This window comes from Pseudomonas putida NBRC 14164 (assembly GCF_000412675.1).
Lineage (GTDB): Bacteria > Pseudomonadota > Gammaproteobacteria > Pseudomonadales > Pseudomonadaceae > Aquipseudomonas > Aquipseudomonas putida.
Genome location: NC_021505.1, coordinates 5361368 through 5375963 on the forward strand (window position 1 = coordinate 5361368; position 14596 = coordinate 5375963).

At 61.0% G+C, this 14596-nt stretch carries 9 protein-coding genes and 1 pseudogene; 2 read left to right on the forward strand and 8 right to left on the reverse strand.

The genetic code is table 11. The features are described 5' to 3' along the window. Nucleotides 1-8: 8 nt before the first annotated feature. Together PP4_RS23860 and PP4_RS23865 are read right to left on the reverse strand one after the other, a co-directional pair. Complete coding sequence (locus PP4_RS23860; protein WP_016501669.1) at nucleotides 9-1316, reverse strand: M24 family metallopeptidase; 1308 nt, start codon at nucleotides 1314-1316, stop codon at nucleotides 9-11. Nucleotides 1317-1442: 126 nt separating this feature from the next. Further along, nucleotides 1443-3479 (reverse strand): NADH:flavin oxidoreductase, encoded by a 2037-nt coding sequence (locus PP4_RS23865; RefSeq protein WP_016501670.1) that lies wholly within the window; start codon nucleotides 3477-3479, stop codon nucleotides 1443-1445. 122 nt (nucleotides 3480-3601) lie between these two features. Between PP4_RS23865 and PP4_RS23870 the strand changes: the two genes are divergently transcribed. Then, nucleotides 3602-4249, forward strand: coding sequence for a TetR/AcrR family transcriptional regulator (locus tag PP4_RS23870; RefSeq protein WP_016501671.1), 648 nt, complete (start codon nucleotides 3602-3604; stop codon nucleotides 4247-4249). 96 nt (nucleotides 4250-4345) lie between these two features. On the opposite strand, the gene PP4_RS23875 is transcribed toward PP4_RS23870, so the two are convergent. The 3 genes from PP4_RS23875 to PP4_RS23885 form a co-directional block, all read right to left on the reverse strand. Next, nucleotides 4346-6739 carry a TonB-dependent siderophore receptor gene (locus PP4_RS23875; protein WP_016501672.1) on the reverse strand — a complete coding sequence of 798 codons (2394 nt, stop codon included), beginning with the start codon at nucleotides 6737-6739 and terminating at the stop codon, nucleotides 4346-4348. Nucleotides 6740-6878: 139 nt separating this feature from the next. Beyond that, entirely contained in the window at nucleotides 6879-7364 is a 486-nt protein-coding gene (locus PP4_RS23880; protein WP_016501673.1) for a hypothetical protein, read from the reverse strand. 189 nt (nucleotides 7365-7553) lie between these two features. After that, complete coding sequence (locus PP4_RS23885) at nucleotides 7554-9095, reverse strand: MFS transporter (protein WP_016501674.1); 1542 nt, start codon at nucleotides 9093-9095, stop codon at nucleotides 7554-7556. 280 nt (nucleotides 9096-9375) lie between these two features. Between PP4_RS23885 and PP4_RS23890 the strand changes: the two genes are divergently transcribed. Continuing rightward, nucleotides 9376-10245, forward strand: a complete 870-nt coding sequence (locus PP4_RS23890; RefSeq protein WP_016501675.1) for a LysR family transcriptional regulator — start codon at nucleotides 9376-9378, stop codon at nucleotides 10243-10245. 7 nt (nucleotides 10246-10252) lie between these two features. On the opposite strand, the pseudogene PP4_RS23895 reads toward PP4_RS23890, so the two are convergent. The 3 genes and pseudogenes from PP4_RS23895 to gudD form a co-directional block, all read right to left on the reverse strand. Continuing rightward, nucleotides 10253-11293: pseudogene (locus tag PP4_RS23895) on the reverse strand (PDDEXK nuclease domain-containing protein). Between the two features lie 143 nt (nucleotides 11294-11436). Continuing rightward, complete coding sequence (locus tag PP4_RS23900) at nucleotides 11437-12828, reverse strand: amino acid permease (RefSeq protein ID WP_016501678.1); 1392 nt, start codon at nucleotides 12826-12828, stop codon at nucleotides 11437-11439. Nucleotides 12829-13226: 398 nt separating this feature from the next. Continuing rightward, a complete protein-coding gene (gene gudD, locus PP4_RS23905; protein WP_049824903.1) occupies nucleotides 13227-14582 on the reverse strand; it encodes a glucarate dehydratase in 1356 nt (451 codons plus the stop codon). Nucleotides 14583-14596: the final 14 nt, after the last annotated feature.

Below are 14596 nucleotides of genomic sequence, written 5' to 3' on the forward strand. Positions count from 1 at the left end.
TGCTCCAGCTATCGATCGCCGTCGACTAAGGGCGTGCGCGAGAGTTTGATCGGCCCGTTGGCGGTGATCAGCACCTGTTCCTCGAGCTTCACCCCTTCCCCTCCGCCTTGCTCACCAATGTAACTTTCCACCGACACCACCATGTTTTCCTGGAACAGGCCGTCGTAGCCCCACTCGGCGAAATCCACGGCGTAGGCGACGCTGGGGTACTCGTCCACAAGGCCGACGCCGTGCAGCATCATCATGTAGCGGTTGTGCTCAAAGCGCTTGGGCACCGGCCAGCAGTGTTCGGCAAACTCGCGAAAGGACAGGCCCGGGCGCAGCAGCTCGACGTTGTGGTTGATCTGCTGCGAGGCGATGTCGAGCAAGTCGCGTTGGGCCATGGTCGGCGCCTTGCCGGGGCAGATGAAGCTGCGCGAGATGTCTGAAAGGTAACCGCCGGGGCCGACCATGTCGGTGTCGAAGCACACCATTTCACCTGCCTTGATGACCTTGTCGGTGGCGTCCTGAAACCACGGATTGGTGCGCGGCCCGGAGCTGAGCAAGCGGCTTTCGGCCCACTCGCCGCCGTGCGCGACGTTGGTGCCGTGCATGATGCTCCACAGCTGGTTTTCGGTAACCCCCGGCACCAGGCTTGTGCGCATGCGGGCAATGGCCAGGTCGCACACGCCCATGGACACCCGGTGGCTGGCCACTTCTTCGGCCGATTTGATCAGGCGTGCCTGCTCCATCAAGGGCTGCGCATCGAATAGCTCAATGCCCTGTTGCGTCAGGCGCTGCGCGCCCCAAGGGTCGCAGCGGTCCACCGCCAAGCGGCGGTTGCCGCCACCGTGGCGGGCCATCAGGTCTGCCACCTCCTGTGCCCAGCGCTCGGCTTTTTCCTGCACGCGGGGGCCGGCAAGAAAATACAGCCAGGGAATCGCCGGGCGAATTTCATCGATGGTTTCTACATGCTCGCTGTTGTGTCGGCTGCTGGTGAACTCGAACAGCACCACCGGGCCGTCGGTGGCCACGAACACATAGCGGCTGGGCGAGTGCATCACCCACAAACCAAGGTTATTGGTGTCGGTGGCATAGCGAATATTGATTGGGTCGGCCAGCAGAATGCCGGCGTAATCCTGGGCGCGCAGTTGCTCGCGAATGCGCTCCAGGCGGTAATGGCGCAAGGCTTTGCGGTCGATGGCGGCATACGCATCGAGTAACGCCGTGTCGACCGGCGCGATGGCATGTTCAGTGACCTTGGCATCGCTGCGAAAACGCAGGTCGCGTTCGGTTAACGCAGTGAGCAGCTCAATGGAATCAGAACCCGTTTGCATGCAACAACCTCCGCTGGGAAGAGTTTGATGTTCATCAAATTCAGTCAGACCAAACTTCGGGGCAGTAACTTAAGGTTTCTAAATCGGGTGACGGCTGTCTTTATTGTTGTGGGCAACACACGGTAGCTACAGGTCCTTGACCAGCCGCAGGGCATCGTAGATGGCCGCATGGGTATTGCGCGACGCCACTGCATCACCAATGCGGAACAATTGGAAACGCCCTTCGGGGTTGCTGACAACGGTTTGCGGCTTGCCGACAATCAGGTCCATGTACTCCACGGCGCCTTCGTTGCTGGCCAAGGGTTTGAGTTCGAAATACAGCTCGTCCAGCGGCCGGGTGCCGTGGTTAACCACCACCTGGTCCACCAGGCGCGTTTTGGTCAGGTCGCTGTAATCGGTGCCGATCGTGGCCAGCAATTGGTCGCCTTGTTTTTCCACAGCCTTGAGCCGGTAGGTGACGGTGAAGGTGGTGTCCAGTTGCTGTAACGAGCGCATGTAGGGCACCAGGTTCATGCCCATGACTTCTGGCGCGAACGAGCGGTCGGGGGTCATGATTTCGGTCTTGGCACCACTGCGGGCTATGAATTCGGCGGCTTGCAGGCCGGCGTGGTCGCCCGCATCGTCGTACACCAGCACATTGCGCCCAGGCTTCACGTCGCCAGAAATGATGTCCCAGCTTGAAACCAGAAACTGGTTGCCGTGTGCCAGCACTTCGGTGTGCGGCATGCCCCCGGTGGCCACAATCACCACGTCGGCATTTTCATCAAGCACAACCGCGGTGTCTGCCCAGGTGTTGAAGTGGAACGTCACGCCAAGGCGCTCGCATTGCGCCATGCGCCAATCGATGATGCTGATCATTTCTTTGCGCCGCTCGGACTGCGCGGTCAGGCGAATCTGCCCGCCGGGTTTGTCCGCCAGCTCGTACACCACCACCTCGTGGCCGCGCTCTGCAGCCACACGTGCCGCCTCCAGGCCACCAGGGCCGGCGCCCACAATTACCACTTTGCGCTTGTGCACCGCCTTGGGTATTTCGTGGGGCATGGTGGTTTCACGCCCGGTCGCGGCGTTGTGAATGCAGTACGCAGCGCCAGCGTTGTAAATGCGGTCCAGGCAATAGTTGGCGCCCACGCATGGGCGGATATCGTCTTCACGGCCTTCGATGATCTTGCGCACGATGTGCGGGTCGGTCATGTGCGCGCGGGTCATGCCGACCATGTCCACCAACCCCGAGGCAATGGCATGACGCGCTGTGGCCACGTCGGGAATCTTCGCTGCATGGAAGGTAGGGAAGCCGGTCAGCGCCCTGATTTCACCGGCAAAGTCCAGGTGTGGCGCATTGCGCATGCCCTGGATCGGGATAATGTCGGTCAGCCCGGCGTCGGTGGCGATATTGCCGCGGATCACATTGAGGAAGTCGATCATGCCACTGTCTTTCAACAGTTGAGAGATCTGCAAGCCCTCCTCTTTTTGCAGGCCACCGGCAAGCACTTCGTCCCCGGTGTAGCGGATGCCGACAATAAATTCGGGGCCCACACGTTTGCGAATGGCCGTGAGCACATCGAAGGTGAAACGCAGGCGGTTTTGCAGCGAGCCGCCGTACGGCCCTTCCAGTTCGTTGGTCAGGGGCGACCAGAACTGGTCCATCAAGTGGCCGTAGGCTTGCAGCTCGATGCCATCCAGGCCGGCGGCCTTCATGCGTTCGGCGGCATCAGCGTAGTCGCCAATGATGCGGTCGATGTCCCAATGTTCAAGCTGCTTGGGGAAGGCGCGGTGTGCGGGTTCCTGATTATGGGAGGGCGACACCACCGGTAGCCAGTCGCCTTTGTCCCAGCGGGTACGCCGGCCCAGATGGGTGAGCTGGATCATCACCGCCGCGCCATGTTCGTGGCACTCATCGGTCAGGTCTTTCATCCAGCCGACCACTTCGTCCTTGTAGGCCAGAATGTTGTTGAACACGGGCGGGCTATCACGGGAGATCGCGGCGGAGCCTGCGGTCATGGTCATGGCCACGCCCGCTTTGGCGCGCTCGACGTGGTAGGCCCGGTAGAGTTTTTTCGGCATCCCGTCTTCCGGGTAAGCCGGTTCGTGGGAAGTGGTGATGATGCGGTTGCGCAGGGTCAGATGCTTGAGGCGATAAGGCTGAAGTAGCGGATCGTTTTTCATATCGGTCTCGCAAACAGGTCATCAGGCAAGCCGACAATATGCCCCTCTGTACACAGGTGTCAATACTCTTGACGATGGTGTACAGTTGCCAGAAATAGCAGATTGAAAAGGGAGAAATGCCCATGAAAGGCGCCACCTCAAAGGCGGAACCCGCAGGCCGAGGCTCACTGGAAGGCTGGCTGAATGCGGCCTATGAAAGCCTGACCGAGTCAGGTGTCGATGCCGTGCGCGTGATGCCGCTGGCAAAAAAACTGAATTTGTCGCGCACCAGCTTTTACTGGTTTTTCGAAGACCGCGATGCACTGCTCGTAGCCTTGATCGAGCAGTGGAAAAACAAGAACACCTTCAATCTGGTGACCCAGTCCCAGGCCTATGCCGAGTCCATCACCGAGGCGATTCTCAACGTCTTCGACTGCTGGCTGAACAGCGAATTGTTCGACTCGCAATTCGAGTTCGCCATGCGCAGCTGGGCGCTGCAGTCACCGGAAGTGGCGCAGGAAATCGGCGAGGCAGACGCGCAGCGCGTCGAGGCATTGCGGCAGATGTTTGACCGTTTCGGCTTTGAAGACGATGCTGCGATCACCCGCGCCCGTTCGATCTACCTTACGCAAATCGGTTACATCAGCATGAAAACCCGGGAGCCGTTGGCGCAGCGCATGCGCTATATCCCCGAGTACCTGAAGATTTTCACCGGCCGGGAGCCGGAGGCCCGTGAGCTGGAGCGCTTTTATCAGCGCAACGGTTTCAGTAGTGCCGATTTGAACGCCTGACAAACACCGGGGCCTTTGAAAACTTCAGGATTTGCGCACCTGTGGGCACGGGTTTGCCCGTGAACAGGGCGCAACCCGTGCCATCCCCTAGCCGTATTACCAGCTATAACTCACCTTCGCCGTAACCTCACGCCCCGGGTTGTAATAATTCGCCGTCCCCGACCCCACCACATGCTGCTCGTCAAACAGGTTGCTGACATTCAGGGCAAGGTCAGTCCCTTTGGCAATCTTGTAGTTCAGCGCCGCGTCAAACAGCGTGGTGCCGTCGCTCTTCTTGGTGTTGGCAGCATCCATGTAATAACCACCAACGTACCTGGCCCCCAGACCAACGCTCACATCAGTGTTGGCAATGTCGTAGTAGCTCCACAGCGAAGCCGTATGCTTCGGCGCCACAGTGAATTCCTTGCCCTTGAGCGAACTGCCGTCATATAGCGCGCCGCGCAGCACCTCGGTTTCCATGTAGGAATAGGCACCGATCAGGCTGAGGTTTTGCGTGACTTGCGCCTTGGCTTCCAGGTCCAGGCCGCGGGCACGTGACTCGCCCACCGTCTGCTGCTCGATGATGCCGCTCGGCAGCACGACGGCGATGGTGACGTTTTCCTGGGTCAGGTCATAAACGGCAGCAGAGAACAACGCATCCATGCCCAGTGGCGAGTACTTCACACCCACTTCGTACTGCCTGCCGGTCTGCGGCGTTACGCCAACCTGCGGAGGCGAAACCGATTCCACCATGCTGACGTAAGTGGAGACTTCATCGTTGACGATGTAAGTCAGCGCGCCACGGTAGGACGTTTCAGAGAAGTTGTCGCTTTGCTTGCTCACCCCGCCGACGTACTCCGTGCTGGACAGGTCCATGGAGTCATTACGCACACCCGCTGTAGCGATCAGCCGGTCATGGAAGGACAGGTTCTGCTGCAGGAACACGGCCTTGGTGGTGGCGTCGTTCTTCTTGCGGGTATAGGGCGTGATGCCGCCAGGCACGCCGGTGAACACTGGGTTGGCGATATCGATGGAGGGCGCAAGGCTATATACGGAGCTCTGTTTGGTGGTGGAGTCGAGGTATTCCACACCCACCAGGGTGCTGCTGTCGATGTGCTCGAACTGGGCATCGTATTGCAGCATCAGGTTGCCGTTGAGCTGATCGGCATCGCTGTCGGTGCCGAACACGTAGCGCGGTATGGTGGTGCCAACCCGCGAAGCGCTGTCGCTCAGGTAGACATAGCCAAAGTCATCGCTCAACTCGCTGTAGCGCAGGTTGCCGCGCAGCGTGAAGCCGTTGTCGAAGTCGTGGGTGATGTTGCCGCTGAGGCTGGTGCGCTCGACATCGTGGAAGTTGTAGCCGGGCTCGCCGTAGAAATCGCTGCGGTCGTATTCCTTGTCCAGTGGGTAGCCACCGCTGTTTGGCGAGCTGTTGGTCTTCAGGTAGTCGAGGATCACGGTAGCCGAAGTGAAGTCGGTAGGCGCCCAGGTCAGGCCGCCCATCACGAACCGGTTATCGTCCTGCGAATGGTCGTACTCACGGTCGCTGTTCTGCATCTTGGCAGTAAAGCGGCCGGCCAGCGTCTGTTCGTCGTTCAGGGCGTCGCCTACATCGATACCGGTTTCGGCATGGTCATACGAGCCGTAGGTGACATAGCCCTGGCCAAATTTTTCGAAGCGCGGCTGCTTGGTCACGAAGTTGACCGAGCCGCCTGGGTCTGCCGGGCCGAACAGGGTGGAGTTGGCGCCGCGCAGAATTTCGATGCGCTCATAGGCGAGCGGGTCTTCGCGCACACCACGCATCGAGCTCAAGGTCAGGCCGTCACGGTAAGTGGTGGCCTGGAAGCCGCGGATCTGGAAGTAGTCGTTGCGGTCGTCCGAGCCGTAGAAGTCGCTGACCACACCTGGGGTGTATTGCAGCGCCTCTTCCGTGGTGCTGACGCTGCGCTGCTGCATTTCCTTGTTGGTCACTACCGACACGGAGGCTGGCGTGTTGAGGATGCTGGTCGCCACCTTGCCACCCACCCACAGTTCCTTGGCAACCACCGAGTTGGTGTCGTCGTCGGCGCTGGCCTTGACCTTGGCGTTGATGATGACGGGCGCCAGGCGGTAGTCCTCGGTCGCGCCCAGTTCCAGCGGGCCGGTCGGCTTTGGCTGAGGTACCACCAGGTAAGCACTCGGGCCTTGCTGCTCAGCTTGAAGCTCGGTCCCCTGCAGCAACGACGACAGTGCAGCCGACGTGCCCAACGCGCCCTGCACGCCCGCCGTGTTGCGGTTGGCTACGCTCTGTGCGTCGAAGGACAGGCTGATACCGGCCTGGCGCGCAAAGTGGTCCAGCGCCGGCGCCAGTGGGCCACCAGGAATGTTCCATTGCTGGACCTGGTTGTTGTGCTCAGCGGTAGCAGCTTGCGCAAACGCAGGCAGCGCAGCGCTGCTGACAACCAGGCCCAGAAAAGCAGCGTGCACAGCACGGCTCAAAGGATGGCGCTGTGAAACCGGGGTCAAACTCATTTTCTCGCTCCGTAGAGGGGTCGGCGGGCTGGCCTGTATTCCGGCCTTCTCTACAAGCCGAACGAGAATGAGAAAACACCTCATTTATTTTTCGGTTAGCTGGAGGCACCACATCGCGGGCGCCTCCAGCACTTAAACCTTATTCACTATCGCGGTTCGCAAACGGGTCAAACTCGGGGTCGTTCAACTTCAGGATGTGGTTCTTGATGGCATAACCGGCCAGCTCGATGTATTCCATATAGAAGTCTTTACCCAGTTGCCGCAGCGGTGAGCCCTTCAATGAGTCAGCGACAGCTTTTAACGTTATGGTCCCGGATTGTTCAGCGATGATTTCCACACTGTGCACACGCTTTTCAGGGTGGTCATAGGGCTTCTGGTACCAGCTCGCGATCTGATACTGGATATCTTCTCTTTCCAGCGCCTGATACAGATGGCTGGCAAAAGCGATGCTGGTTTCGCGAATCAGGCCTGGGTCGATATCGCGCTTTTCAAGTAGCGTTTCAGTGGGTTGGTAAGCAACATAAAGCAGGTCGGCGATGGTGAAGCCCGGCATCGGCGGAAAAACGCCTGGCGGTAGTTGGTCCGCCTGAATTGATAGCTGGTCGGAATAGTCGTCGTTTTGCACGGGAAGCTCCTTGCCTCGGCATAGTTTTACTGGCCAGCGCCAGCATCATCCACGCGCCATTGCTGGCGCGCAGTGAAATGACATTTTCCGGTTGTATTAGTTGCGCGCAAGGCTGAAATAACCGCGGTCAGCTACCTACTCATCCGAGTGCGGTTTCAAAGCGGTTTTGCCGGTATGGATACAGGCCTTTTACAGGGGTTGGCTTTGCGCCAGTAGCGTTTCCTGCGTAGCGGGCAGCGGTCGGCTCAGCAGCACGCCAACCACCACCGCGAACACCAGCGCTGCAAGGCCCGCAACCTGCAACACGGCCTCGAAGCCACCCATGAACGCCTGGCGGGCCAAGGGTGCCACCGCTTCACGCAAGCCCGGATCAAGCAGCGCCAGGGCCGCCTGCAGGTCGCCCGCCGCTACCCGCGTGGCCATCGCAGCAACCTGGCCCACTTGCGATGGCGCTACGGCAACCAGGGCTTCGTGAAGCAATTGCCCGCTGCGGGCGGCCAGTACGCCACCCAGTAAACCGATAGCCAGGACGATGGCCCCGAAGCGCGTAGTTGTACTTAACCCGGAAGCCATCCCGGTACGTTGGCGTGGCACACACGCCATGATGTTTTTCTGGGTGTCGCCATTTAGCAGCCCGGCACCCGCCCCCAGCACCAGGCTGGCCAGGGCAAAGGCTGCATAGCCGCCAAACCCGGCGGCCCAGGCACACAGCAGGTTGCCCCCCCCCACCAGCACCAGGCCCAACGCAAACACCTGCGCCGGGCTCAAGCGGGTGGCCAGGCGCATGCCCAGGCGCGGCGTCACCAACATGGCAATGGCGAACGGCAACATGCCTGCGCCAGCGGCCAGGGCCGAAAGCTGCAGGCCGTTCTGCAGGTACAGCGGTAGCAGGGTCATCATCACCTGGGCGCAAGCGGCGTACGCGAACATGCCCAGCAGGGCGCCGACGAAACGCCCGCTGCGCATCAGCCGCAGGTCGATCATCGGCCGTGCCTGGCTGCGCTCCACCATTACGAAAAGGCCGAACAGGAAGGCGCTGATCACCAGCCGCCCAAGGGTTTGCGCGCTGCCCCAGCCCACCTGGTTGGCATCGATCATCGCCCAGATCAGGTAGCCCAGGCTGCCGGCGAAGGTCAGGCTACCCCATGGGTCGAGCCGGGCGGCGTCGGTGTCGCGAGATTCTTCGACACTGCGCATTACCATCACGGCAAGCAGCCCCACCAACGGCAGGTTGATGTAGAAGATCCAGCGCCAGCCCAGGGTGCTGGCGATCACCCCGCCCAGTAACGGCGCAAAGGTGATGGTGGCGCCCATGCAGGCCCCCCAGAAAGCCCACGCGCGCATGCGCTCCTGCGGCTCATGAAAGCGGTTGCCGATCGCGGCCAGGGCCGAGGTCAGCAACAACGCAGCCCCAACACCCTTGGCGGCCCTGGCCAGGTCAAGGAACAGCAGGTTGGGCGCGGCACCACACGCCAGCGAGGCCAAACCGAACAGCACCAGGCCGAGCAGCAGCATGCGCCGCCGGCCAAAACGGTCGGCCAGGCTGCCGGCGGGCAACAGGCAGGCGGCGAAGGCCAGCAGGTAGGCGCTGACTACCCACTCGATATCGGCGAACGAGCCGGACAGGTCGCGGGCGATGCTGGGCAGGCTGACCGCGACGATGTTGGTGTCGAGAATGATCAGGGCGCAGACCAGGGAGGCAGTGAGCAGGGTGAAACGTGCAGAGGGCATGATGGGGCTCCGGAAGCTGAGCGGGCTGGCTCGGAGGTACTGTCAGCTTGCAGCATCGCCGGGGCTGCTTTGCAGCCCATCGCAGGCAAGCCAGCTCCCACAGGTTTTGCGTAACCTTCGAAAGCGCTGCAGCCACTGTGCAAAGCGGTACCCTGCAATTGCACAGGCAGGCTTTGCCGCCAAGCCACCAGCCTTGTAGTGTTGGCCTTACCATACCGCCGCCTGCGCCAAGGCTTGTTAGCCCCGGCGGCCCGCGTCATTACCCTGCAGGTAACACCTGATGGAAATCCGCCATTTCCGCTATTTTCTCTGCGTCGCCCGCCACGGCCATTTCACCCGGGCCGCCGAGCAGTTGGGCATCGCCCCGCCCACCCTCAGCCGGCAGATCCAGGACATGGAACGCGAGCTGGGTGTGCGCTTGTTCGAGCGCAGCCAGCGCGAAGTCAACCTCACCGCCGCCGGCCAGGCGTTGTTGATCGAGGCGGAGCACGCCGTGCGCCAGTTCGATGCGGCGCAACTGGGCGCACAAAGGGCCGCCCGTGGCGAAAGCGGGCGTATCGAACTGGGCTACGTGGCCTCGGCCGCCTACTCGGGCATGCTCCAGCAGCACGTCACCCGCTACAGCGAAACCTGCCCTGGCGTGCGCCTGAATATCCGTGAACTGCCCATGGCCGAACTCCCCGGCATGGTCCGCGACGGCTTGCTCGACCTTGCCTACGTGCGCTCACCGATGGAGCTGCCAGACGAACTGCAAGCCATCACCTTGCACCAGGAAGGTTTCGTCCTCGCCCTGCCCGCCAGCTCGCGGATCAATGAAGTACCGCACATCCCGGCCTCGCGCCTGGCCAACGAAACCTTCATCCTGCCCGAGCAGATTTCCGGCACGCTGGAAGTGGCCGCGCAAGGTGGTTTCGTGCCCAGGCTTGGCCCACAACCCGGCAGCCTGGTGGCCGTGATTACCCTGGTCTCACTTGGGCAAGGCATTGCCGTAGTCCCGGCATCGGTGGTGCAGCGCATCAACCTGCCGCAGGTGAATTACCGGCAGATCGTCGATTGCCAGGCCAGCTCGTGGCTAAGCCTGGTCCACCGGCGCTTCGAGAAAGCGCCAGCGGTGATGGGATATGTGCAAAGCGTGATGGGCGGCACTTGATGGCCGCTCAAGCATTCTGATCTTCTGCAGCACCCAAGGCATAAAACTCATGCAGCTTGGCTTGCAGCAGTGCCTTGTCCGGCAAACGCGTTTGATACTCGGCAATCAGCGCTGGAGATAAGCTTCGATTAAGTGCGTACTCGACCACCTCGTCATCTCTGCTGGCGCATAACAACACGCCGATGGCAGGGTTTTCATGAGGCTTACGCTCATTGCGATCCAGTGCTTCCAGATAGAAATCGAGCTTGCCCAGGTACTCAGGCTCGAAGCGGCCGACTTTCAGTTCGACCGCGACCAGGCAGTTGAGGCCCCGATGGAAAAACAGCAGGTCGAGTGCAAAATCACGGCCGCCGACCTGAAGCGGGTATTGGGAACCAACGAAGCAGAAATCCCGGCCCAGCTCGATCAGGAACTGTTTGAGCCTATCCATCAGCGCACTTTGCAGATCCGCTTCGACATGGCCACCCGGTAGGCCCAGGAACTCGACCACGTAGGCATCTCGAAACACATCCATTGCTGCAGGGTAATGCTGTTTCAGATTTGCTGAGGCTTTAGCAGGGTTCGCCACACTGCGTTCGAAAAGAGAAGCTCTGAACTGCCGTTCCAGCTCACGACTGGACCATTTCTCCTGGACGGCCAAACGCAGATAGAACTCACGTTCGTCAGGCAATTTGCTCAAGGTCAGGATGGTAAGGTTATGGGTTCAAGGCAATTGTGTCAGCAGTGCTGACACTTTCTCGTCATTCCGATACGCCTCATAGAACTGCCGCATGCGGAAGAGATTGCGCTTTGTAAAGCCACGCAGCCCAGGCTGCGTCTGAGCCAGGTGTGCTGCCAGCTGGCTTACTACAGATTCCCCCCACTCAGCTCGCTCCAGCTTGCGGCTGATGTAAGCCCCCACCTGCCAGTACAAATCGATCAATTGTGTATTGACCGCCTGCACCGCACGTTGCCTAGCATTTTTAATCAACCCGAGCACTTCCTCGAACCGGTCATCCTTAACCGAAAGACAGGCGGTCGGCGCTTGTGTTTTTTGTTCAGCGCTCATGCATCGACTCCCTTTGTGAATTCGACAGGAAGTCTACCCCCAACGAGCCAGCGCCCGGTCGCCCGCGCCGCCAGACCAGTGTTTCAAAAAAACAAAGGGCACCCTCCTCGGGTGCCCTTCGCCTTACCGCATGGTGAACTCAATCACCCCATCGACCGCGCCCCCACCGGTTGCGCATGGCCGCGCGAGGTCACGATCCCCAGGAAGGAAATCACGATCGCCAGGCCCAATGTAGAGCTGACCTCCACCCGGTGCTCGGGCGTGTACATCATCACTGCCAGCGCCCCGGCAATGAAGATGATCACCGCCCAGGTAAGGTACGGGAACAGCCACATGCGGAACTTCAGCTCGGTGTTCTCGCGCTCCAGCCGGCGGCGCATGCGCAGCTGCGAAATGGCGATGACCATGTACACCAGCAGGGCGATGGCCCCGGAGCTGGCCAGCAGGAACTCGAACACGCCCTTCGGTGCGAAGTAGTTGAGCACGGCGATGGCTGCGCCGATCAGGGTGCTGCCAAACACTGCAGCGCGCGGTACGCCAACCTTGGAGGTCTTGTTGAGGAAGGCCGGGGCGTCACCGCGCTTGGCCAGCGAATACATCATCCGCGAAGCAATGTAGATCGACGAGTTCATGCAGCTGGTCACAGCCACCAGCACCACCAGGTCGACCATGAACGCCGCGTTGGGGATGTTCATGATTTCCAGCGCACGCTGGTACGAGCCCACCACCGCCAACTGCGGGTCGTTCCACGGCACCACCGAAATGATCACGAAGATCGACAGGATGTAGAAGGTGCTGATTCGCCAGATAACCGAGCGGGTGGCTTTGGCGATGTTGCGCGAAGGGTCGCTGGATTCGGACGCGGCGATGGTCACCGCCTCGGTGCCGATGAAGCTGAACATCACGGTGATGAACGCACCGACCACTGCCGACCAGCCCTTCGGCGCAAAGCCGCCGTACTCGGCCATCAGCCCGCTCAGGCCGCTGACCTCGCGGTTGGGCAGCCAGCCCATCAGTGCGGCAAAGCCCAGGCCGATGAAACCCAGAATCGCCGTAACTTTCAGGATGGCGAACCAGAACTCGAACTCACCGTACTTGGCCACGCTGAACAGGTTGGTGCAGGCCAGCAGCAGTACCGAGGCCAGGGCGAAGATCCAGCTGTCCACCTGCGGGAACCAGGCGTTCAGCACATGCCCGGCAGCCAGTGCTTCGATAGGGATTACCAGTACCCAGAACCACCAGTACAGCCAGCCGATGGTGTAGCCGGCCCAGCGGCCGATGGCCTGGTCGGCGTAGGTGGAAAACGATCCGGTATCAGGGTGTGCCACGGCCATTTCGCCGAGCATGCGCATGACCAGTACCACCAGGGTTCCGGCCACGAAATACGAAACTATGGTAGCTGGCCCGGCCGCCGCGATGGCGTGACCAGAGCCTACGAAAAGTCCGGCGCCGATGATGCCGGCGATGGACAGCATCGTTACATGACGAGGCTTGAAACCTTGTGCAAGGTTGCCATCAGATCCCACGGTGCTCATTGATGTTGTTCTCTTTTTGCTGACACAAGGATGGACGGGCAGGCGTAGGCGAAAATATCTCCTTTCAAATCAGTTAGTCGACAGGTTGCTCGCGCGCTGTTGTTGATCTTTGGCGCGCATCACAGAGCAACGAGTCCGTGCGGTTCGGGCTTCATTTAAGCCTCGCAGGGCTGCGGGAAATTACACGAGAACGCCCCGGAACTGTTCGATCACGACAGGGCAGTTCCATTACCGCCAGATGTCGCGAATGGCATGCCCGATCGCGCCACCGGGCCATCTGGCGCTTTTGTTTTTCATTTGGATGTGTGTTGCCAGTGCCGGCCCAGGCAATTTCAGCTACTCACAAAAAAGCCCCGATCACCCGGGGCTGTCTTTGCACTGCGGGGCCTGTAACCGCCTCAACGCACCAGGCAAGGCCGCTTGTTATCGAAGCGCCAGCCCGGAATCAGAAACTGCATCGCCACGCTGTCATCCCGCGCCCCCAACCCCATGTTGCGGTAGCAATCATGGGCCTTGGCCAACTGGTCCTCATCCAGTTCCACCCCCAGCCCCGGCCGGGGCGGTACCCGCACGTGCCCGTCCACTATGCGCAGCGGTTCACGGGTAAGGCGCTGGCCGTCCTGCCAGATCCAGTGGGTGTCGATTGCGGTGATCTCGCCCGGTGCCGCAGCCGCCACCTGGGTGAACATCGCCAGCGAAATGTCGAAGTGGTTGTTCGAATGCGAACCCCAGGTCAGCCCCCAGTCATTGCACATCTGCGCCACCCGCACCGAACCCTGCAAGGTCCAGAAGTGCGGGTCGGCCAGCGGAATATCCACTGCCTGCGACTGGATCGCATGGCCCATCTGCCGCCAGTCGGTGGCAATCATGTTGGTAGCGGTGCGCAGGCCGGTGGCACGGCGGAACTCGGCCATCACTTCACGGCCCGAGTAACCGTTCTCGGCGCCGCAGGGGTCTTCGGCATAGGCCAGCACGTGATGCTTGTCGCGACATAGGGCAATGGCCTCTTTCAGTGACCAGGCGCCGTTGGGGTCAAGCGTGATTCGCGCTTCAGGGAAGCGCTCGGCCAGCGCCGTCACGGCTTCCATCTCCTCCTCGCCACGCAGCACGCCGCCCTTGAGCTTGAAGTCGCTGAAGCCATAGCGCTGCCTGGCCGCCTCGGCCAGGCGCACCACCGCCTCGGGGGTCAGGGCCTTTTCGTGGCGCACGCGGAACCAGTCGTCATCAGCGTCGGCTTCGTTGCGGTAGGCCAGGTTGGTCTGCTGACGATCGCCGATGTAGAACAGGTAACCCAGCATCTTCACCGCATCGCGCTGCTGCCCCTCGCCTAGCAGGGCCGCCATGGGCACGTTGAGGTGCTGGCCAAGCAGGTCGAGCAGCGCCGACTCGATGGCCGTTACCGCATGCACGGTAATCCGCAGGTCGAATGTTTGCAGGCCACGGCCCGCCGAGTCACGGCTGGCGAAGGTCTGGCGCATGGCATTGAGCACGCGCTGGTAGTGGCCGACCGGCTGGCCGACTACCAGGCTGCGGGCGTCTTCCAGGGTCTGGCGAATCTGTTCACCGCCAGGCACCTCGCCCAGCCCGGTATTGCCAGCGCTGTCGCGCAGTACCACCACGTTGCGGGTGAAATACGGGCCATGGGCGCCACTGAGGTTGAGCAGCATGCTGTCATGGCCGGCCACGGGGATCACCCGCAGGTCGGTGACCACCGGGGTGCTGGTATGAACGGCGGGATTGGTCTGCATATTCATGATTGTTGTCTCGC

Excerpts from the sequence above, each read along its gene's own strand:
- PP4_RS23890 (WP_016501675.1), top strand. The coding sequence starts at position 9,376 with ATGGAAATCCGCCATTTCCGCTATTTTCTCTGCGTCGCCCGCCACGGC.
- PP4_RS23900 (WP_016501678.1), bottom strand. The coding sequence starts at position 12,828 with ATGAGCACCGTGGGATCTGATGGCAACCTTGCACAAGGTTTCAAGCCT.
- gudD (WP_049824903.1), bottom strand. The coding sequence starts at position 14,582 with ATGAATATGCAGACCAATCCCGCCGTTCATACCAGCACCCCGGTGGTC.
- PP4_RS23865 (WP_016501670.1), bottom strand. The coding sequence starts at position 3,479 with ATGAAAAACGATCCGCTACTTCAGCCTTATCGCCTCAAGCATCTGACC.
- PP4_RS23870 (WP_016501671.1), top strand. The coding sequence starts at position 3,602 with ATGAAAGGCGCCACCTCAAAGGCGGAACCCGCAGGCCGAGGCTCACTG.
- PP4_RS23885 (WP_016501674.1), bottom strand. The coding sequence starts at position 9,095 with ATGCCCTCTGCACGTTTCACCCTGCTCACTGCCTCCCTGGTCTGCGCC.
- PP4_RS23875 (WP_016501672.1), bottom strand. The coding sequence starts at position 6,739 with ATGAGTTTGACCCCGGTTTCACAGCGCCATCCTTTGAGCCGTGCTGTG.
- PP4_RS23860 (WP_016501669.1), bottom strand. The coding sequence starts at position 1,316 with ATGCAAACGGGTTCTGATTCCATTGAGCTGCTCACTGCGTTAACCGAA.